The sequence below is a fragment of the Dokdonella ginsengisoli genome (assembly GCF_042652785.1).
Taxonomy (GTDB): Bacteria; Pseudomonadota; Gammaproteobacteria; order Xanthomonadales; family Rhodanobacteraceae; genus Dokdonella_A; species Dokdonella_A ginsengisoli.
In genome coordinates this window covers 154,278-175,323 of record NZ_JBHSHD010000008.1, presented here as the reverse complement: position 1 = coordinate 175,323, position 21,046 = coordinate 154,278, and the positions used below count along the sequence as shown (strand labels likewise).

Here is a 21,046-nt window from a genome sequence, read left to right as displayed (position 1 = left end):
TCCAGTTCGACGACGTTTGACGGGAAATGCCGGAGTTTGCGGCTAGATATGCGGCGCGAGCCACGCGTCCAGCGCCGCCTCGCTGAAATTGCCGGCGCGTTGCGCGAGGATGCGGCCGTCGCGGCCGATCAGCACGGTGAACGGCAGCACGCCGCGCAGGTTGCCGTAGTCGAGCGCGACGTCGCTGCCGCGCGCCGGATCGTCGACCAGGATCGGATAGGCGACCGGGTACTCCTTCAGGAATGTCTGCGTCGCTTCGGGCGTATCGGCGGCGACGCCGACGATCTGCAGGCCCTGCCCGGCGTAGCGCCGCTGGCTGCGGTCGAGCAGGGGCATTTCCTCACGGCAGGGGCCGCACCAGCTGGCCCAGAAGTTCACCAGCACGAGCTTGCCGCGCCACTGCTCGAACGACTGCGGCTTGCCGTCCAGGTCCGGCAGCGCCACCGGCGTGCTGGCATCGCCGACCTTCAGCGCGTGCGGCGCGGCGTACTGCGGCGGCGCCGGCCGCAGCCAGCCGCCGGCGAGGAAGCCGGCGCCCGCGCCGACCGCGGCGATGACCAGGATCAGCAGGTTCGTGCGGTTGAACACGCTCACTGCAGCTTGCCGATGCGCGCGACGAAGGCGTCGGCGTTCTCAAAGCCGATCAGGCGCAGCGCACGGCGCTCCTCGCCGCCGGCGAAGAAGATCGTCGCCGGCGGGCCGAACAGGCCGAAGCGCTTGAGCATGGCCTGGTCGGCCTCGTCGTTGGCGGTGACGTCGGCCTTGAGCAGGACGAAGTCGGCGAGGCCCTGGTGCACGGCCGGCTGGGTGAAGGTGAACTTCTCCATTTCCTTGCAGCTGACGCACCAGTCGGCATAGAAGTCGAGCATCACGCGGCGGCCGCCCTGCGCGGCGGCGGCGACTTCGCGCTCGAGGTCGGCGACGGTCTTGATCTTGCGGAAGGCGAGTTCGCCGGCGGCGCTCTCCTTGCCGCCGGCGGCGACGATGCCGCCGAGCGGCTTGAGCACGTCGCGACCGCCGGCGGCGGCGCCGATCAGCTGGGCCGCGCCGAGCAGGAGCAGCATCACGCCGAGCGCCTTCCACAACCGGCTCCAGCCGGACGCGCCGTCCGGCAGGCGCTCCAGCGCACCGAGATAGACCGCCGAACCGATCAGCAGCGCGCCGCTCATCAGCATCACCCAGACGCCGTCGAGGATGCGGCTGAGCATCCAGATCGCCAGGCCCAGGAACAGCACGCCGAACACCGCCTTGACCGCGTTCATCCAGGCGCCGGCGCGCGGCAGGTAGCGCCCTGCGGCGGTGCCGAACACGACCAGCGGCGCGCCCATGCCCAGGCTCAGCACGAACAGTGCGAGACCGCCGAACACCGGATCGCGCGTCTGGCTGATGTACAGCACGGCCGCGGCCAGCGGCGGCGCGACGCAGGGGCCGACGATCAGCGCCGAGAGCAGGCCCATGATCGCCACGCCGATCAGCGAGCCGCCCTTCTGGCGGTTGCTCAGATCGGCCAGCCGGGTCTGCAGCGAACTGGGCAGTTGCAGCTCGTAGAAGCCGAACATGCTCAGCGCCAGCAGCACGAAGACGCCGGCGAAGCTCCACAGGATCCACGGCTTCTGGAACGCCGCCTGCAGGTTGGCCCCGGCCAGCCCGGCGATGACGCCGGCGATGGTGAACACCACGCAGGTCGCCAGCACGTAGACCACCGACAGCACGAAGGCGCGCCGCGTGGAGATGTTCTCGCCGGAGCCGGCGATGATGCCGGACAGGATCGGGACCATCGGGAACACGCACGGCGTGAACGCGAGCAGCAGGCCGAAGCCGAAGAACGACAGCAGGGCGAGCAGGCGGTTGCTCGACAGGTTCGCCGCCAGCACCTGCTCTTCGGACTGCCCGCCGATGCCGTCACCGCTGCCGCTGGCGGGAGCGGTCGGCGCATCCGCGCCGGGCGAGGGCTGTGCCGGGTTCGGCGCCGCCGGCACGAAAGATGCCTTCGCCGCTGCCAGCTCCTGCGCCGTCGCCGCCGGCAGGTCGACGGCGATCTCGCGCGTCATCACCGGGTAGCAGATGCCGTCGTCCTGGCAGCCCTGGTATTCGGCGTGCACCTTGATCGTCTGCGCCTCGCCGCGTTCGCGCGCGAGCGGCAGCGGCAGCTCGACCTGGTCGAAATACACCACGACCTCGCCGAAGTGCTCGTCGGTGTGCGGCACGCCCTCGGGCCAGCGCGGCGCGCCGATGCGCACGCCGTCGCCGCCGGCCAGGGTCACCGTGCTCTTGTCGCGATACAGGTAGTAGCCCTTCGGCATCGTCCAGCGCGCCAGCAGCGAGGTCGGGCTGGCGGCGATCGTCTCGAACACGAAGGCCTGTTCCGGCGGCAGCGGCGTACGGTCGGCGGCGCCGCCCAGGGACGAGGCGCCGCCGAGCTTGAGCAGCGATTCGCCGCCGCCGGTGGTGGCGTCCGCTCCGGCCGCGGGCGCCGCGGCGATGGGCAGCTCCAGCGTCAGCGGCGTCGCGTGCGGCGGATAGCAGATCTTCGGATCGACCTCGTGGCAGCCCTGCACGCTGATGGTCACCGCCAGCGTCTTCGCCGCGGCGTCGGCGAGCGTGTACGGCAGGGTCGCGTCGACCGAGTCGTGGTAGATCTCGACCTCGCCGAGGAACTCGTCGTGCTTCTGCTTGCCCGGCGGCAGCTCCAGCGCGCCGAGCGTCGCGCCTTCCTGCGTCGTCTTCGCCTTGATGCGCGAGCGATACAGGTAGTAGTCCTTGGCGATGTCCCAGTGCAGGGCCACCTTGCCGGGGCCGGCGATGCGCGCGGTCAGCTTGAAAGCCTGCTCGACCGGCAGCAGCCCGTCGTCAGTCTGGGCCTGCGCAAAGCCGGCCAGGCCGAGCGAAAGAATGAGGCCGGTCAACAGCTTGCGCATCGCGAAACACTCCGGAAGGACGGTGGGCGGAGGACAGGACCGCGCTTGGACCGCGCGGCTTTCAGGACGTTCATTGTCGCGATGTCGCAGCCGCGATCCAATCCAGGTACGCGCCGAGGCCGTCGACCGCGTCCAGCGCGATCAATTCGGGCGTTTCGTACGGATGCAAGTCGGGCAGGCGCGCCTTCAGCGCGTCGAAGCGCTCGCGCGTGGTCTTGATCAGCAGCAGCACTTCGCTTTCCTGCTGCACGGCGCCCTGCCAGCGATAGGTGGAAACCATGCCGGGCAGGGTCTGCACGCACGCCGCCAGGCGTTCCTCGACCAGCACGCGCGCGATGCGCGCGGCCGTTTCGGCATCGGGACAGCTGCAGTGGGCGACGAGGGCGGACATGCGATCGATCGTGGCGGCGCGAGCGCTGCATGTTCGCACAATCGCATCAGCCGGCCGGAGTCCGCCGGCCGGGCGGGCCCCCGCCTGCTAATCGCGCCGCGGAAGCAGCGGCGGCAGCGGACGCCTGGAATGCACCGGCAGCGGCCACGGCTGCGTGCGCCGTGCGATCGCGCGTTCCAGCGCGGCGCGCGAGGGCGCATTGAACACCGGCAGGATCCGATGATTGCGCATCATCGACTCGATCGACGGCCGGTACGCGCCGCCGGGATAGTGGTTGGCGCCTTCGTACACGCCCAGCGACGACGTCAGGTCGCGTGCAGGGATCCGGGCGTCGGCCGACAGCCAGCTCGCCCACGGAATGTCGGCCAGGCTCGGCGAGTAGCTCGCGTTCGGGCACCGGCTGGTGGGGCGGCCGGCGAGGGGATGCACGCCGGGAGTGTCGCTGTATTCGTCGCACAGGCCGCCGACGAAATGTCCCATCTCGTGCGCCGGCCCGGCTCCGTCCCCGGCGATGGACCAGTCCGTGGCGAGTCCCGCGGTCCACAGCATGTCGCCCGGGCTGACGGGATTGACGCTGCCGCGCGCGTTGTCCCTGACGGGCTGGTTGATCAGCAGCACGACGAGGTCGACCTCCGGCAAGGCGGCCAGCGCGGTGTGCCGGAAAGCTTCTTCGTCCGCAAACAGGAGCCGCTGACCCAGCTCGAGCGTCGAGCCGTAGCGCGTCCGGCGGGTGATGAGGGCCTCCCCGGATTCCGTCACGACGCTGTAGCCGGCCTGCTCGGACGGTTCGAACAGGACATAGGCATTGAAGGCGTCGCGGTGCTCGTTCCAGACGTCCGCACCCAGCAGGGCGCGCATGAATTCGCGGGCGCTGCGGTGAAACAGCGCGCCGTCGTCGCTGCTGAGGACGCCGTCGCCGTTCAGATCGGTGAAGGGCTCGCTGAAGTCGGCCGGGACGGAGCCGTTCGGCAGGGGATCGGGCGTCGGCGAGCCGTAGGCCGTCACTCTGTCGCCGTCGCTGACGACACCGTCCTGGTCCAGATCCTGCCAGGCATAGCCATCCCACTGGCCATTGCCGTTGCTGTCGACGTACGACTCGCGCGCCTGCGCGTAACCGTCCGCGAGGAACAGGAGGTTGAAACGCGCCCGGCGGTTGCCGTCGCCGTACAGGCGCAGCAGGCCGTCCTCGTTCACGGACGGAAACGCCAGGTCGTGCAGGACGATCGACGAGGGCGGAGCGGCGTCTGCCATGACCACGGTCGTGCTCGCTGCGGAGTCGTGCGCGGCAAGGTCGGCGGGTTCGAACTGCGCCGTCCAGCCCGGTCGGTAGGGCGTTTCGAACCTGCCGAGCGAGTCGGTGGACACCGCGAACGTCCTGTCGTTGATCAGCAACCGGTTGTGCCAGTGCAGGACGCTCGGAATCGGCTGTCCGGATTCGCCGACGACCTGGCCGCGCCAGACCAGGGTCCGTTCCGCCGCGGAAAACGTTTCGGCCCGTTCGATCCGCGAATTCGCCGCAATGTGCAACGCGTCGTAGCGCCGGCTCTCCCAGCCCAGCGGAGCGGCCTCGACGGCGTAAGTGCCCGGGCCGAGCTGCAGCCGGTATCGCGCGGTGCAGGTTCCGTCCGGTTCCGGCGGCGTCGCGCCTTCGGCTTCGATCAGGCGTTCGATGCGGGCGCCGTCCGCCGACGTCGCGGTGACGGTGAAGTGCGTCAGCGGCGGCTGCGATCCGGGGCAGGGCAGCTTTGCGGACAGGACGAAGTCGCCGCTGGCGTCGTCGAGAGCGATGTCGGGCAGCGTGGTATCGGCGGATATCGACGTCGGCGCGGTCCGGGTCGGAGCGCGGTAGAGCAGCACGTGATCGAAGTTCATGAGGTTGTCGTCCGCCTCGAACACGTAGCGGCCCGCCGGCAGCGGCATCTCGAACGTACCCGTCGCCGGCTCCTGCCGCGTCGAGAGCACGAAGCGGCCCGTGTCCGCCTCGTAGGCGCGCACGAGGACGAGGTGATCGACGTCGACGCGGCCGGATACCAGCAGCGGCGGTCCGTCGGTGCTCGCCGCAGGCACGGGGGCCGGGCCCACGGAGCGCCTGCCTGCGACGTCCGGGATGCGGAACGGCTCCCGCTCCACCGAGCGCGCCGCATCCGATCGCGACGCATCGAGCCGCGCCGGTGTCGAGCGCATCAGTTTCGCCGTCGCGGCATAGGCGGACGCCAATCCGCCCCGAACGCGCGCGCCCTCGCGGTCGGCCCGCGCGATGAGTCCGGCGTCGACCGTGCGGCTCCAGATCACGTCCCCCTGCGCGTTGCGCATCACGGCTTGCGATCCGGGCCGCGGTCGCGGCACGACGACGCAGAAGCGCACGCCATCGCCGGCGGCGCGGTGGAACGCGCGCGGCACCGCAATGCGGCGCGTCCAGGAGGCTTCGCCGGAAGCCCCGTCGATCGAGAGGCTCCAGGTCGGGCCTTCGAGGAACGAAGGAGAGGCGGCGTAGTCCGCGACGGATGCGCCGAGAAGTTCGACGGACTCGACGGACTCGTCAGCGCGGAAGTCCAGCACCAGACCGTCGGGCGACTTCGCGGCGGCCACGCCGGCCAGCGTCGCGAACAGGAACCAAACGCCCATCCTCATGCCCGGATCCCCACCGCCTTGGTTGGCGGCGATTCGAGCACGGCGGCGGAGTCAGGTCAACGAATAACTTCGTACGTATCGGCGCGGTACCGGCGGGATGTACATCAGCCGCGGGAGTGGTGCAGGAAAGCGAAGATGAACCCTGCGGAAAACCGCAGGGTTCGCGTCGGTTCTCGTGAAGAAGTTTCCGATGGTTCGGACCACGCCCCTCTCGCGGAGGGGCGTGGGTTCGAATCCTTACGGCACAGCCTCGAACCCGTTCTTGAAGATCGAGTCGGTGTCGACCGGCGGGGTGAGTTCGCAGGTCGCCGGCGAGATCGATTCGAACAGGGCGCGCGTGGCCCATTCGGGATGGTCGACGAACGGGTTGCGGTTGCCCTGGAAGCTCTGGATCACCTCGTTGCGCGCTAGCTCGGCGGCGTCCGGCGGGTCGGCCTGGTGCCAGGCGAGCAGGTCGCCGAGCAGGCCCATGTACGCGGTCTGCGAGTAGTTGTTCATCTGCACGATGCGGCTGCGGTCGTCGGTCAGTTCGAGCTCGGGTTCGTTCTGGCCGCTGACCGGGTCGACGCCGCCTTCGTAGCGGATCGCCATGTAGAAGATCGCGCGCGCCATCTCGCCCTTGCGGTGGTTCCACGCCTCGAACGAGCCCTGGTTGCCGTCCGGGGTCTTCACCCAGTTCGAGTTGCCCGGATACACGCCGCTGCCGCCGCCGACGCCGCCGTTGGCTTCGGTGGTGCGCTCGCCGCAGTTGGTTGCGCAGTTGGCGAACGGCTTGTTGCCGCGGTCGGCGTTCCACTGCGTGTCGGACAGCCACAGCATGTGCGTGTCGGTGTACGGCGCGTTCGGCAGGCCGAGGTTGCCGGTGGCGCCGGGGAAGCCGAGCGAGTTCGGCCAGGTGTGCTCGCGGTTGTAGGTGATGCCCGAACCGGTGCCGGCGCGGTCGCTGACCTTGGTGTAGGAGCGGTTGCGGTACACGTCGACGATCTTGCCCGAGTTGTTGGGATCTTCCTGCGCCAGTTCGAGGATGGTCCAGGTGTTGGTGCCCGAGCCGCTGTACGGGTACGCGGTGTGGCCGCGGATGGTCGCGTGCAGCGAGCAGCGCAGCTGGTCCGGACTGCTGGTGTTGACCTGCGCGTAGTAGCCCTCGACGGTGCCGCTGGCGACGTGGAACGTGACCGTGTAGTCGGCCGCCATCGCAACGCCGCCGATGTTGCGCACGCCGTCGGCGTCGATGGTGAAGGTGCAGGTCGCGCCGGCGGGCAGCACGGTGTCGGGGGTCAGCGTGCGCGAGTCGCCGCTGCCGGTCTCGGCGAGCGTGACCGGCGTCGCGTCGCAGGCCAGCGCGAAGGCGCCGCTCGTCGTGGTGACGGCTTCGCTGAAGGTCACGCGCACGTCGCTGGCGAGCGCGACGTTGGCGGCGCCGTCGGCCGGCGTCGTGGAGAGCACCGTCGGCGGCGTGTTGGCCGGATCGGCAGTGGTGAACGTGACGACGTAGTCGGCGGCGAGCGCGTCCGGCGTGCCGTCGCGGTCGACCACGCCGGCGGCGAGGGTCGTCCAGGTGCAGCTCTCGTTCGCGGCGAACGCCGGCGAAGGCGTGAGCGCGTAGGCGCCGGGGCCGCCGCTGACCGTGGCGGTATGGCTGCCCGAGGTCGCGCACTGGATCGTGAACCACGGCGCGGTCACCGTGACTTCCTCGCTGAAGGTCACGCTGAGCACGGCGCCGAGGGCGACGTTGGTGGCGCCGTCGGCGGGCGCGACGGCGACCACGGTCGGCGGCACGTCGACCGGCGGGTCGCCGGCGATCGCGAACGTGACGTCGTCCAGCGCGAGGCCGTCTTCGGGGCCGGAGATGTCGGCGTCGACCCAGCGCACCCACACGCTCGCCGACGGGGCCAGGTTCAGGCCGGTGATCGAGCCGGAGATCGCGCTGCGGTTCGCGGCGAGGTTGCCGTCGAGCTTGCCGGCGGTGCCTTCGGTGACGGGCGAGGACAGGTCCAGCGCCGGCACGTCGGTCCACAAAGCCCCTTCGTCGCCGAGCGAGGTCGCGTCGAGGCTGTACTGAACGTGCAGGGTGTCGGCGCGGCCGGCGGCGCCCAGGCGCCACTGCTCGCCGGTGTAGCTGACCGCGATCTCGCTGATCGCCGCGCCGGAATCGTTGCGCAGGCGCGCGCCGACCGTCGGCGACAGCGAACCGGAGCGCAGCAGGCCCAGCGCACGTTCGCCGCTGCCGCTGGCGCCGTAGCTGTAGGTGTTGCCGGAATTGGTGCTGCCGTCGTCGGCGGCGTAGCTGGTGTTGGCGTTGTTGCCGGTCTCGAGGAGGTACCAGCCGTCCGGCAGGGTCGTGCCGGTGCCGCCGGAGGCGAGCGAGTCGAAGGTCTGCGTGGCCGGCGTGCCGGTCAGCGCGACGTACTGGGCGAACGCGGGCGCCGTGCCCGCAAGGAAAAGCAACGACAAGGACGCCCGCAGGGCGTCGCGGCGAAAGGACATGCGGAATTTCCCCAGAAACAAGCGTCCGAGCGTAGACGCGGGCCGAAGTCTAGCGCGGGGGCGGTGACGCGCACATGTCGCCGCGGCCTGCCCGGATCGGACGGGTACGGGAACGGGCCTCTTGAAACGTCCGCCGCCGGCTGCATCTGTCGCTGCGGGTCGGCGAGCCTTTCTTCGGGGAGCGTTCGCCGCTAAACTTGGCACTCACAAGATTCAAGTGCTAACAACTTTCTCAAACCCCTTTTCTTTCAATCAGTTGACGGAGACTCTCCAATGAAGCTTCGCCCGTTGCACGACCGCGTCATCATCAAGCGTCTGGAAGCCGAGACGAAGTCGGCCGGTGGCATCGTGATCCCCGACGCCGCCGCCGAAAAGCCGGTCAAAGGCGAAGTCGTCGCCGCCGGTACCGGCAAGATCCAGGAAGACGGCAAGGTCCGCCCGATGGCGGTCAAGGTCGGCGACATCGTGCTGTTCGGCAAGTACAGCGGCACCGAGGTCAAGGTCGACGGCCAGGAACTGCTGGTCATGCGCGAAGAAGACCTGATCGCCGTCGTCGAGAAGTGAGAGGGCCGGGATTGGTGATTGGAGATTGGTGATTCGTCAGAGCAGACCCGCTCCGGATCCGATCCCGTCACCTCAAGTCCCGCCTCCGCTTTTTCCGAATCCCCAATCCCGAATCCCGAATCCCGGAGCCCTACCATGGCAGCCAAAGAAATCCGTTTCTCCGAAGACGCCCGCGCGCGCATCCTGCGCGGCGTGAATACCCTCGCCAACGCGGTCAAGGCCACGCTCGGCCCGAAGGGCCGCAACGTCGTGCTCGAGAAGAGCTTCGGCGCGCCGACGATCACCAAGGACGGCGTGTCCGTCGCCAAGGAGATCGAGCTGGCCGACAAGTTCGAGAACATGGGCGCGCAGATGGTCAAGGAAGTCGCTTCCAAGACCTCCGACGTCGCCGGTGACGGCACCACCACCGCGACCGTTCTCGCCCAGGCGCTGATCCGCGAAGGCCTCAAGGCCGTCGCCGCCGGCATGAACCCGATGGACCTCAAGCGCGGCATCGACAAGGCCGTGATCGGCGCGGTCGAGGAGCTGAAGAAGCTGTCCAAGCCGTCGGCGGACTCCAAGTCGATCGCCCAGGTCGGCGCGATCTCGGCCAACGGCGACGACGCGATCGGCAAGCTGATCGCCGAGGCGATGGACAAGGTCGGCAAGGAAGGCGTGATCACGGTCGAGGAAGGCTCGGGCCTGGAGAACCAGCTCGACACGGTCGAGGGCATGCAGTTCGACCGCGGCTACCTGTCGCCGTACTTCATCAACAACCAGCAGAGCCAGCAGGTCGAACTCGACGACCCGTACGTGCTGCTGTACGACAAGAAGATCTCCAACGTGCGCGAGCTGCTGCCCGTGCTCGAGGGCGTCGCCAAGGCCGGCAAGCCGCTGCTGATCGTCGCCGAGGAAGTCGAAGGCGAGGCGCTGGCGACCCTGGTCGTCAACACCATCCGCGGCATCGTCAAGGTCGCCGCCGTCAAGGCGCCGGGCTTCGGTGACCGCCGCAAGGCGATGCTGGAAGACATGGCGATCCTGACCGGCGGTCAGGTCATCTCCGAGGAAGTCGGCCTGCAGCTGGAGAAGGCCACGCTGAAGGATCTGGGCCGCGCGAAGAAGGTGCTGATCTCCAAGGAGAACACCACCATCATCGACGGCGCCGGCGAAGCGGCGGCGATCCAGTCGCGCATCAAGCAGATCAAGGCGCAGATCGAGGAGACCTCCTCCGACTACGACCGCGAGAAGCTGCAGGAGCGCGTGGCCAAGCTGGCCGGCGGCGTGGCGGTGATCAAGGTCGGCGCCGCGACGGAAGTGGAAATGAAGGAAAAGAAGGCGCGCGTCGAAGACGCCCTGCACGCCACGCGTGCGGCGGTCGAGGAAGGCGTGGTGCCGGGCGGCGGCGTCGCGCTGATCCGCGCGCTGGCCGGCCTGGGCAAGCTCAAGGGCGACAACGAAGACCAGAACCACGGCATCCAGATCGCCAAGCGCTCGATGGAAGCGCCGCTGCGCGAGATCGTCACCAATGCCGGTGAAGAGGCTTCGGTCATCCTGAACAAGGTTGCCGAGGGCAAGGGCAACTTCGGCTACAACGCGGCGACCGGCGAGTACGGCGACATGGTCGAGCTGGGCATCCTGGACCCGACCAAGGTCACGCGCACCGCGCTGCAGAACGCCGCGTCGATCGCCGGCCTGGTCATCACGACCGAGGCGATGGTCGCCGAAGCGCCGAAGAAGGAAGAAGCCCACAGCCACGGCCCGGCCGGCGGCGGCATGGGCGGCATGGGCGGCATGGACTTCTAAGAAGGTCCGTACTTCACCCTCTCCCGCGTGCGGGAGGGGGCCGGGGCGAGGGAACCCTCGCGCCGACGCTCCACACGAAAAGCCCCGCAGCGATGCGGGGCTTTTTGTTCCACGACTACTTCCGACTGTGCTTGCGGCCACTCCTCGAGCGCATTACCCTGCCCACGCTTCGCTGGAGGGCCATTGCATGCTGAAGCCCCATGAGCGTGAGAAGCTGATCAATGCGGTTGTCTACTTCGCTTCAAACACCGAGCACTGCGGGAAGATCAAGCTGATCAAATTGCTCTACCTGCTCGATTTTGAACACTTTCGCCAGACTGGTCGCAGTGTGACAGGACTGGACTACAGTGCGTGGAAGCTAGGGCCGGTTCCGGCAGCTTTCTTTCAAGAGTGGGAGCAGTGGCAACCCGATTTCTCCGAGGCGATTGAAATCCAACCCGAGCGTGTTTTCGACTACGACCTGCTCAAGGTCGTACCCAAGGCAGCGTTCGACGATAGTCACTTTACGCCTCGGGAGCTGCGGATCATGCATCAGCTTGCCGAACGCTTCCGCGGCGAACGTTCCCAGCCGCTGATCAACTTTACTCATGACGAGCTGGGGCCCTGGTCTAAGATTTGGGATTCGGGCCGCGGCTTCAATCACCGTATTCCCTACATGCTTGCGATTCCCGACAGCGATCCGCATGCGCAAGTCGTGCGGGAATTTGCCAATGAGCAAGCCGCGATCCGAACGGCACTCGGCACTTCGCGCTGACCCGTATGCAGGTCGGTGGCATCTATCACCATGACGCCTTCTATGCCGCCCCGGATACAGGCGAGTCGCTCGGCAAATATCTCATCGTGCTGGCTGTCCCGGCGGGCGATGACGTGGTTTTCCGACTGCTGACCAGTCGATATGCAGAGTTGCGTCCACCGGAATGCCACCATGGCGCGCCTTACCCCGGCTATGGTCTGGGTGTGCCCGGCGGCGAGCTTCAAAGGCTCACGTGGGTCGATCTCCGCAGCCAGGAAGACTATGACATCGATGTATTCCGGGGGCGGATGCGGAAGGGGCATATCCGACACGTGTTGACTTTGAACGCGTCAACAACTCGAAGTGTGCTCCTATGCGTGGCGGGCGCTCAAGACACCACGCGACAGCAGGCGCGACATGTCCGGGACTCCATGGCGGTTCTCAACGGCTGATATCCGAAGTTCCCGGTGAAAGAAATTGCAGCGATACAGCGTCATTCATCGTCTAAGTTGCCGATGAAGATCAGTAAGGGCTCTGCAACGATCGTCTGTAGACCGCGGGTGGCTGGGAGGGATGTCACCCATCTGGCATGAGCCGGTAAACCCACACTTGGTTCGCCAATGTCGACGCAATTCAGGCATGCGTCTTGCTCAAGAGTCGGCATTCCAGCGAAAAGCTCCGGTCTCTCTCTCGCTCTGCCCGCTCCGCCGCACCGCAGGCGATTTGCCGTCCCCCGCGTTGTATGGCAGCGTAGCCAGGGCGGGGGACGCATGGCTGACATCACCGAACTGATCGGCAAGGCGCGCACCGGCGACCGGGCGGCATCCGAGCGGCTGTTCGCCGCGCTCTACGACGAGCTGCACCGCGTCGCCGCCGTGCAGCTGCGTGGCGAGGGCGAGATGCGCGCGACCTCGCTCGTGCACGAGGCCTACCTCAAGTTCGCCCGCCACGGCGCCCTCGAAGTCAACGACCGCGCGCACTTCTTCGCGCTCTGCGCACGCGCGATGCGCCAGATCGTGGTCGACCATGCGCGCGCGCGGTCGGCGCAGCGACGCGGCGGCGACGTGCAGTTCGCGTCGATCGAGACGACCGCGCTGCAGGCGGCGGCCGACGGCCGCGGCGAAGAAGTCCTGCAGCTCGACGAGGCGCTGACCCGGCTCGCCGCGGTCGACCCGCTGCTCGCCTCGCTGGTGGAGATGCGCTTCTACGCCGGCCTGGAGCTTGGGGAAATCGCCGGCGTGCTCGACCGTTCCGAACGTTCCCTCAAGCGCGACTGGCGCCGCGCGCGCGCCTTCCTGCAGCGCGAAATCGAAGCGGCGTAGACCCATGTCCGTCCCCGCCGAGCGCTGGGCCGAGATCGCCGCGTCGTTCGACGAGCTGGTCGAACTGGCGCCCGCGCAGCGCGCGGCGCGACTGGCGCAGATCGCGCGGGAAGATCCCGCGCTGGCGCGCGAAGTGGAAGCCCTGCTCGCCGCCGACGAAGCCGATCACGCACTGCTCGAGGGCGGTGCGATGCAGGCGATGCCGGCATTCGCCGAGCTCGCCGGCGGCGATGCCTCCGTCGGCGCCGTGGCCGGACCCTATCGCCTGCTGCGCCGGCTCGGCGAGGGCGGCATGGGCGTGGTCTGGCTGGCCGAGCGCATCGACGGCGCCTACGAGCAGCACGTCGCGGTCAAGCTGCTCAGGCCCGGCATGGACAGCCACGCCATCGTGCGCCGCTTCCTGCAGGAGCGGCGCATCCTCGCGCGGTTGTCGCATCCGCACGTCGTGCGCCTGCTGGACGGCGGGATGAGCGCGAGCCGTCGCCCGTACTACGTCATGGAGTACGTCGACGGCACCACGATCACGCAGTACGCCGCGCAGCGGCAGGCCGACGTGCGCACGCGCGTCGCGCTGCTCGCCGTCGCTGCCGACGCGGTCGCCTACGCGCACGCCAACCTGATCGTGCATCGCGACCTCAAGCCCTCCAACGTGCTGGTCGACCGCGACGGGCAGCCGCGCGTGCTCGACTTCGGCATCGCCAAGCTGATCGAGGAAGGCGGCGAGCAGACGCTGACCGGCACCGCGTGGCGCGTGCTGTCCCCCGCTTACGCGGCGCCCGAGCAGATTCTCGGCGAACCGGTGGGCACCGCGACCGACGTGTACGCGCTCGGCCTCGTGCTGTGCGAGCTGCTGGTCGGCGAGCTGCCGCAGCGGCGCCGCGCCGCGCAGCTGGCCGAGGACGCGACGAAGGAGATCACCCTGCGCGCCAGCACAATCGCGAGCGGCCTGCCGCCGGATCGCGTCGCCGGGCTCTACGGCGCCGCGCTCGACCGCCGCAGCCTCGTGCGCAGCGTGTCCGGCGACCTCGACCTGATCATCGCCACAGCGCTGCAGCGCGAACCGGCGCGGCGCTACGCGACGGCGGCCGCGTTCGCCGCCGACCTGCGCCGCTGGCTCGACGGCCGGCCGATCGAGGCGCGCGCGGATTCGGCGGCGTATCGCCTGGGCAAGTTCGTGCGCCGCCATCGCGCCGGCGTCGCCGCATCGGCGCTCGTCGCCTGCGCCCTGCTCGGCGGCTTCGGCGTCGCACTGTGGCAGGCCGGCGTCGCGCGCCAGCAGGCGCAGCGCGCGGACGCCGAGCGCGTGCTGGCGCAGCGCCAGCTCGCGCGCACCGAGCGCGTGAAGGACTTCATCCTCGCGCTGTTCCGCGAGCAGGATCCGATCAGCCGCGCGAAGGCGCGCGCGCGTTCGGCAACCGACCTGGTCCGCGAAGGCGTCGTCCAGACGGATGCCACGCTGGCCTCCGATCCGGACCTGCAGGCCGAACTGCTGCGCGATCTGGGCGAGATCCAGATCGGTCTCGACGATCGCGAGAACGCCGCACAGACCCTCGAGCGGGCGTGGAATCTGCAGCGCCGCGCGTCGGGCGCGGACAGCGTCGCTGCCGCGAAGGCGCTGGCCTCGTACGCCGACGCGGTGAGTGCCGGCGGCGACATGCAGGCGGCCGAGCCGATGTTCCGCGACGCGCTCGCGCGGCTGCGCGCGGCGGGCGAGGGCCAGACGCCGTCGATCCTGCCGGCCGAATCGAAGCTGGCCCTGATCGAACTGGTGAAGGCGAACCACGCCGAGGCCGAGCGGCTCGCACGGCACGCGCTCGAGGTCGCGCGCGCGGCCTGGGGCGGCGATTCCGTGCGGCTCGTGCCGCACCTGCTCACCCTGGGCAAGGTGCAGCAGGAGATTCCGCGCTACGAGGACGCGCTGCGCACGTACCGCGAAGCCTTGCGCATCACGGTCGGTGCGAGCGGCGAGGAACACGTGCGCACGGCGATGCTGCACGCCTCGATCGCCGACGTGCTGCGCGTGCTCGACCGCGAGGACGAGGCGCTGGCCGAATACGCGGCGGCGCTGCGCGTGGTGCGCGCGCAGCTGCCGGCCGGCCACGCCACCCTCGCCAGCATGCTGACCCGGGTGGCCGATCTGCAGCGCCGTCGCGGCGACCTGGACGCGGCCGAGAAAGCCATCGACGAGGCGATTGCGATCCTCGCCGCGGGGCAGGCCTCCGGACCGTACGCGCAGGCGTTGCAGTTCCAGGCCGACCTGCTGCTCGCCCGCGGCCGCGCCGACGCGGCCGTGCAGCGTTATGCGCAGGCCGTCGCGACGTTTCGCGCCGCCACCGGGGAAAGCGCGTACGTCGCCACCTCTACGCTCAAGCGCGCCGGTGCGCTGGTGCGCGCCGGACGCCTCGCCGAAGCCGAAGCGGCGTGCCTGGAGGCGCAGGGCGTGCTCGCGCGCCTGCCGCAGGACGAATACCTCGGCGGCTACGCAGCGAGCGTGCTCGGCGAGCTGCGCCACGCGCAGGCGCGCTACGCCGAAGCGGCCGCACAGCGGCGGATCGTGCTGGCGCTGACGTCGAAGATCTACGCCGCCGGCCACCCCGAGATCGCCGTCGCGCGCATCGCCCTGGCGGACAGTCTCGTCGCGATGCGCGACGCCGCGCAGCGCGCGGAGGCGGCGACGCTGCTCGAGGACGCGCGCGCCGTGCTCGAACGGCCGGACGCAGCGGGAGACGCGGCGCCGCTCGGCGAGCTGTATCTGGCCCGGGCCGCGCTGCGCCTGGACGAGGGCGACGTCGCCGCGGCTCGCGCGGACGTCGGCAAGGCGATGCCGCGCCTGGCAAAAAAACCGCAACCGGAGAACACGCTGCGCCGCGCGCGCGAACTGGCGCGGCGCCTCGGCGTGCGGCCGGCCTGAGCCGGGCGCGGCCGCGCGTCAGGGCTCGAAGCCGTTGGCGAAGATCGCGTCGCCGGCACCGGCCTCGACCGCGCCGACGTCGCATCCCGCGCCGTGCGGCCGGTCGTAGCCGCGCTGGTCCGTCGCCAGGCATTGCGGCGCCGGGGCACGGTCGATCGCGAGACTGCCGTCGGCCGGCAGGTAGGTCGGGGTCAGGCCGCCGTGGTCGCCGAGTTCGCCCAGCCCGAGGGCGGCCGCCGACACGCCGACGCGGTTCTGCTGCTCCTGCGTGTCCAGATCGCAGGTATCGCCGGGGCCTTCGAGGTTTCCGCTGTTGTTCGCCAGCACGCCCGAGTCCATGCCGCACGAGCCGAGCAGGATGTTGTTGGAAAGGTCGACCGCGACGCTGCGGCCGTGTCCGCCGATCAGCGTGCCGACGATGCCGGAAGGAGGCGCGGCCGGAGCGACGAAGGTCGCTTGGCGCACGATCAGGTGCGCGCCGGCGCCGTTGCGATAACCGATCGCCGCGCCGCGTGCGCCGTCGGCGGCGGCCGAGGCCGCGAAGGTGTTGCCGGAGAACGTGCTGTTGGAGATGCGCAGCTCGGTGTCGTCCTCCAGCACGATCGCGCCGCCCGCGTTGCCGTCGACGCGGTTGTCGACGAAGCTGGATCCGCTGACGTTCCAGTCGGCGCCGCCGGCCGCGTATATCGCGCGCGTGGCGTTGTCGCGGAACTCGCTGTCGACGATCGTGACCGTGGCGGCCACTTCCGTGCGGACCGGCCCGCCGTTGTCGAGGTAGCGCACGCCGTCCAAGCGCAGCGACGCCGCGGCATCGTCGATCGCCACGCTGCTGCGCGTGATCGTCGAGTCGCGCACGCTGGCGGCGGCCGGCCCGATGAGATACAGCCGGCTCTGCGTGATGGTCGAATTCTCCATCGCGAACGTGCCCTCGTGCAGCGTGACCGTGGACGACAGCGGCGGGTCCGGATACAGCGTGCCGTCGACGACGCTGCGGCGCACGGTCACGTCGGGCGCGCCGACCTGCGCCGGCATCGCGTAGAGATTGAAGATCGAGCTGTCCTCGACCAGCAGGGCGCCGTACGCGTAGAGCGTGCGGCGCAGCTCGCTGCGGCGGATTTCCATCGCGGACTCGCCGCCGTCGGTGACGGTGCCGCTCTCCACCACCACGTCGTCCAGCCCGGCCCAGGCGCCCGACTGCGCCAGCACCGTGGCGGACGTCGAGGAGAGGCCGAGGCCGGTGAGGGTCAGCTCGGCGCCGGACCCCGCGACGAACAGCGACACGTCGTCTTCCGCGATCGCGATGCGCGTCGCGGTCGAGCCGGCGCCGCGCACGTGCAGCTTCTGGCGCACCTGCGCGAGCGCCCCGCGGATCGGCGTGTAGGTGCCCGCCGCCAGCACGATTTCGTCGGTGCCGGCGAACGGGTCGTTGGCGCCGGCCGCGTCCATCGCCTCGCGCAGCGAGCAGTCGCCCGGTGCGCAGGCATCGGGCAGGGGATCGTCCAGGCGCGTCACGACGAAGGTTTCGGCCTGCGCGCCGGCGCTGCAGGCGGCCAGCGCGAGCGCGGCCAGTACGATGCTCGGTTTCATGCAGGTTCCGTGATTCCGGCGGGAGGCCGGGTCCTGCTTCGGTCCACGCAGGACGCCGCCGCGCGGGGCCACGGCGCCGCGATTTGCCGTTTCGCAGGCCGCGGCGGAAATCGCGCTGCGGGCCGCGTTCGCGACGATTGCGTCGAACCGGCGCATGGCGTCAGTCCGCCGGAAACGTGGTGAGCTGCCGTCCGCTCACGACCCATTCGCCGCCCTCGCGCGACATCAGGACCGCGCCGCGCTCGATCCAGCCGATGCCGTCGCGGGCTTCGACCACCAGCGCGGCGTCGTCGCCGAGGCGGTAGCCGCCGCCGATCTTCACCTCGCGCAGCAGGCGCAGCGACTGCACCTGCAGCTTGCGCTTGCGCGCCTCGAGCGAAACCGGCTTGCCGTCGTAGTCCTTGTCCGCATACACCAGGGCGGCGATGCGCCCGCCGGAGCGCACGGCGGCATCGGGATCGCGCGCGTCGGCCGCCGCGGCCATCGCGCGCGTCTGCGCGACCAGCGCGGCGCCGGCCTCGCCGCCGTCCGCCGGCAGCCGCGTCGCCGCGGTTTCCCAGTCGGTGCGGCGCGTGCCCAGCGCCGTGTCGTAGACGCCGGCGGCGAACATTTCGCGCAGCATCTGCTCGCCGGTGATCGCGCGGCGCCGCGCGATTTCCGCCGGCGACAGGCGCAGCGCGACGATGCGGCAGTCCTTGCCGATCCGCGCGTAGGGCATCTTCATCGTTCCCGACGAGGAGCCGTCCTTCGCCTTCGCGGCGATCGTGACGAGGCCTTCGATCGGCGGGAGTTCGGCTTTCTCCTGCGCCGCCTGTTCGGCGAGCTGCTGCCGGAATTCGGCGTCGAGCGGCGCGACGGCGACCGTGCAGCGGCTTTCGTCCGCGCACTCGCGCACCTGGTCGAAATAGAAGAAATGCAGTTCGGCCGGCGCCGCGTCGAGGTCCGCCAGCGCGCGTGCGGCCGCGAAATCGCCGCGGTCCAGCGCCGATTGCATGGCCTGGGCCAGGGCCTTGGGGCTGGAGGCGGCCTGGGCGCAGCCGGCAAGCACGCCGCAGAGCAGCGGAATGAAGAAGCACGATGGGTTCATGATCGAGGCCTCGGCAAGGTGGGTTCGCGGCGGAGCGCAGCGGCTCCTGCCCGACATCACGCGACGCCGCGGCGCCAGGGGCCAGGGCGGAGCGGGGACTCCGCCGGCGGACTTACGCCCCGGGCGGCGATTGGGTAGAGTCGGGCAGGGCAGCCGGTCGACCGGCCCGCCCGCCGACGGCGGATCCCGCCGCAATGCCGGACCATGGCCTCGCAGTACTACCGTTTCGACCGCTTCGAACTCGACGCACTGTCACGCGAACTGCGCCACGACGGCTCCGCCGTCGCGCTGCCGCTGAAGTCGTTCGACTGCCTGGTCTATCTGCTCGAACGCCGCGACCGCGCGGTCGGCCGCGACGAACTCATCAGCGCGGTGTGGGGCCGCGTCGACGTCAGCGACGCCCTGCTCGGCCAGACGCTGGCGCGGGCGCGCCGCGCCGTCGACGACTCCGGCGGCGAGCAGCGCGTCATCCGCACCGTGCCGCGCTTCGGCTACCGCTGGGTGGCGCCGGTCGAGGTGATCGACGCGGCGCCGCCGGTTGCCGTTGCGCCGCGCACGCAGGACGTCGCGCCGGCCGACACGATGCCGGCCGGCGAGGATGAGCCGGCCGCACTCGCGACGGAACCGATGGACGCTCCCGTGCGCCCGGCACCGGTCGCGCCGTGGCGCCGCCGGCTCGTGCGCGCGGCGCTGGCCGTCGTGCTGGTCGCGGCGCTCGCCGTTGCGGCGGTCGAATTCGCGCCGCGGCGCGAGCCGCCGTCCACGGCGGCGGCAGCGGCGACGGCCAATCTCGTGCTGCCGGTCGAGGTCGCCGATCCCGATCCGCAGTCGCACTGGATCCGTCTCGGCGCGATGGACTACCTCGCTTCGCGCCTGCGCGAGCGCGGCCGCCTGGCCGTACTGCCGAGCGACCGCACCATCGCGTTCCTCGCCACGCGCGGCGACGCCTCCGCGACCGCTCCGGCCGAGCGCCAGCGCATCGCCGCCGAGAGCGGCGCCGAGCGCGTGTTCGCCGCCACCGCGCGGCACCTGCCGGACGGCTGGACGTTCGAGCTCGACGTACAGGATGCCGAACGCACCACGCGGTACAGCGGCGTCGCCGCCACGCCGCTGCAGGCGGCCGATCGCGCGCTCGCCGGCTTCCTCGCCGGCATCGGCATCGACGGCGAGGCCGCGCCGCCGCAGCGGCCGACCCTGGTCGAACTGCAGCAGCGCATCGACGCCGCCTTCCTGGAAAGCGACCTGCGCACCGCCGCGGAACTGATCGAGGCGGCACCGCCCGAGCTGCAGCGCGACGCGCAGATCGCGGTGCGCGCGGCCGAGATCGACGAACGCGCCGGCCGCACCGACCAGGCCGAGCGCGGCTTCGCGCGCATCGCCGGCGACACCGATGCATCGGCCGTCGTGCGCGGCCGTGCGCAGTACGGACTGTGCGCCGTGGCTTATCGCAAGAACGATCTGACGACGGCGCAGGCGCGCTGCGGCGACGCGCTGGCGGCGCTCGGCGGCGACGCCGACCCGATGCTGCTCGGCCGCGCGCACATGTTGCGCGGCGTGATCGACGACCAGCTCGGCCGCACCGACGAGGCGCTGGCCGCGTTCGGCCTGGCGCGCATCGAGTGGCGCCGCGCCGGCAACCTGCCGGGCGAGGCCAGCGTCGACGTCGACGAAGGTCTGGCGCTGGCCCGCGGCGGGCGGCTGGCCGACGCCGTGGCCCTGTTCGACCGCGCCATCGGCGTGCTGCAGCGCCTGGGCGTGAACGACCACCTGGCCTCGGCGCTGGCGGCGAAATCCGACGCGCAGCGCACCATGCTCGATCTCGACGGCGCGCTCGCCAGCAGTGCCGAGGCCTGGCGCCTGGCCACGCGTGTGGAGAGCGCACGCGCGGTGCGCGCGATCGGCTATTCGCGGGTGCTCGTCCTGCTCGCCGCCGGCCGCCTCGACGAGGCCGCGCGCGTGCTCGACCGGTTCGACGCCGCCTCGCCGGATGCGGCGCCGGAGTTCGCCGTGCAGCAGCGCGTGCTGCTGGCCGAGCGCGGCCGTTACGCGGAGGCGACCGCCGGTGCCGAGGCCGTGCTCGACCGCGCCGCCGCGCCGCCGGATCCGACCAGCGACGCGAGCCTGTCCGAAGCGGCCGCGGTCCTGGGCGACGCTGCGCTGCGCGGCGGCGACCTCGACCTCGCCCGCCGCGTGCTCTCGCGTCTGCAGGCCGCCGGCGCCGCGGCGCAGGACCCGGACCGCGGCTTCGTCGCCGACCTGCTGCAGGCGCGCATCGCCGCCGCGGCGGCCGACGACGCCACCGCGGACGCGCGCTTCACCGCCGCGCTGCAGTCGGCCCTGCGCAGCACCTATCCGGACCGGATCGTCGCCGTCGCCTCGGCCTACGTCGGATTCCTGCTCGAGCGCGAGCGCCTCGCCGACGCCACCCAGGTCGGCGCGCGCCTGGCGCTCTACGTCGATCGCGATCACGGCGCCGCGCAGGCGATGGCGGCCCTGTACGAGCGGCTCGGCGATGCGCGCTCGGCGCAGCAGGCGCGCGAGGCGGCGGCCCGGCTCGCCGGCGAGCGCGTGCCGCCGCCGCATCCGGCCGGCTGATCCGTCCTCGAGCGGGCGCTTCGCCGGCGTCCGGCGGC

General features: G+C 70.7%; 14 protein-coding genes. 7 read left to right on the top strand and 7 right to left on the bottom strand.

What is annotated here, in order from left to right; translation table 11 throughout:
• Positions 1 to 42: 42 nt before the first annotated feature.
• The 5 genes from ACFO6Q_RS11165 to ACFO6Q_RS11145 all read right to left on the bottom strand — a co-directional run bounded on the left by ACFO6Q_RS11165 (position 43) and on the right by ACFO6Q_RS11145 (position 8,427).
• A complete protein-coding gene (locus tag ACFO6Q_RS11165; RefSeq protein WP_380021000.1) occupies positions 43 to 594 on the bottom strand; it encodes a TlpA family protein disulfide reductase in 552 nt (183 codons plus the stop codon).
• A complete protein-coding gene (locus ACFO6Q_RS11160; RefSeq protein WP_380020998.1) occupies positions 591 to 2,918 on the bottom strand; it encodes a protein-disulfide reductase DsbD in 2,328 nt (775 codons plus the stop codon). The genes ACFO6Q_RS11165 and ACFO6Q_RS11160 overlap by 4 nt, the downstream gene beginning before the upstream one ends.
• A 70-nt stretch (positions 2,919 to 2,988) precedes the next feature.
• Positions 2,989 to 3,309, bottom strand: coding sequence for a divalent-cation tolerance protein CutA (cutA, locus tag ACFO6Q_RS11155; protein WP_380020996.1), 321 nt, complete (start codon positions 3,307 to 3,309; stop codon positions 2,989 to 2,991).
• An 87-nt stretch (positions 3,310 to 3,396) separates the two neighbouring features.
• Positions 3,397 to 5,898 (bottom strand): M64 family metallopeptidase, encoded by a 2,502-nt coding sequence (locus ACFO6Q_RS11150; RefSeq protein ID WP_380020994.1) that lies wholly within the window; start codon positions 5,896 to 5,898, stop codon positions 3,397 to 3,399.
• A 279-nt stretch (positions 5,899 to 6,177) separates the two neighbouring features.
• Complete coding sequence (locus ACFO6Q_RS11145; protein ID WP_380020992.1) at positions 6,178 to 8,427, bottom strand: endonuclease; 2,250 nt, start codon at positions 8,425 to 8,427, stop codon at positions 6,178 to 6,180.
• A 273-nt stretch (positions 8,428 to 8,700) separates the two neighbouring features.
• Here ACFO6Q_RS11145 and groES point away from each other — a divergent pair, with 273 nt between their 5' ends.
• The 6 genes from groES to ACFO6Q_RS11115 all read left to right on the top strand — a co-directional run bounded on the left by groES (position 8,701) and on the right by ACFO6Q_RS11115 (position 15,739).
• On the top strand, positions 8,701 to 8,991 hold the full coding sequence (gene groES, locus ACFO6Q_RS11140; protein ID WP_380020990.1) for a co-chaperone GroES: 291 nt from the start codon (positions 8,701 to 8,703) through the stop codon (positions 8,989 to 8,991).
• A gap of 135 nt (positions 8,992 to 9,126) precedes the next feature.
• Positions 9,127 to 10,773, top strand: a complete 1,647-nt coding sequence (gene groL, locus ACFO6Q_RS11135; RefSeq protein WP_380020988.1) for a chaperonin GroEL — start codon at positions 9,127 to 9,129, stop codon at positions 10,771 to 10,773.
• Positions 10,774 to 10,960: 187 nt separating this feature from the next.
• Positions 10,961 to 11,527, top strand: a complete 567-nt coding sequence (locus tag ACFO6Q_RS11130) for a Panacea domain-containing protein (RefSeq protein ID WP_380020986.1) — start codon at positions 10,961 to 10,963, stop codon at positions 11,525 to 11,527.
• A 5-nt stretch (positions 11,528 to 11,532) separates the two neighbouring features.
• A complete protein-coding gene (locus ACFO6Q_RS11125; protein WP_380020985.1) occupies positions 11,533 to 11,958 on the top strand; it encodes a hypothetical protein in 426 nt (141 codons plus the stop codon).
• Positions 11,959 to 12,276: 318 nt separating this feature from the next.
• Positions 12,277 to 12,828, top strand: a complete 552-nt coding sequence (locus ACFO6Q_RS11120) for an ECF-type sigma factor (protein ID WP_380020983.1) — start codon at positions 12,277 to 12,279, stop codon at positions 12,826 to 12,828.
• Between the two features lie 4 nt (positions 12,829 to 12,832).
• Complete coding sequence (locus ACFO6Q_RS11115) at positions 12,833 to 15,739, top strand: serine/threonine-protein kinase (protein WP_380020981.1); 2,907 nt, start codon at positions 12,833 to 12,835, stop codon at positions 15,737 to 15,739.
• An 18-nt stretch (positions 15,740 to 15,757) separates the two neighbouring features.
• On the opposite strand, the gene ACFO6Q_RS11110 is transcribed toward ACFO6Q_RS11115, so the two are convergent.
• Both ACFO6Q_RS11110 and ACFO6Q_RS11105 read right to left on the bottom strand, forming a co-directional pair.
• The gene (locus ACFO6Q_RS11110; protein WP_380020979.1) at positions 15,758 to 17,326 is read right to left on the bottom strand and encodes a choice-of-anchor Q domain-containing protein; all 1,569 of its coding nucleotides are present in this window, start codon (positions 17,324 to 17,326) and stop codon (positions 15,758 to 15,760) included.
• Between the two features lie 160 nt (positions 17,327 to 17,486).
• Entirely contained in the window at positions 17,487 to 18,413 is a 927-nt protein-coding gene (locus tag ACFO6Q_RS11105; RefSeq protein ID WP_380020977.1) for a hypothetical protein, read from the bottom strand.
• A 204-nt stretch (positions 18,414 to 18,617) separates the two neighbouring features.
• Between ACFO6Q_RS11105 and ACFO6Q_RS11100 the strand changes: the two genes are divergently transcribed.
• Positions 18,618 to 21,008, top strand: coding sequence for a winged helix-turn-helix domain-containing protein (locus ACFO6Q_RS11100; protein ID WP_380020975.1), 2,391 nt, complete (start codon positions 18,618 to 18,620; stop codon positions 21,006 to 21,008).
• The last annotated feature ends 38 nt before the right edge of the window (positions 21,009 to 21,046 follow it).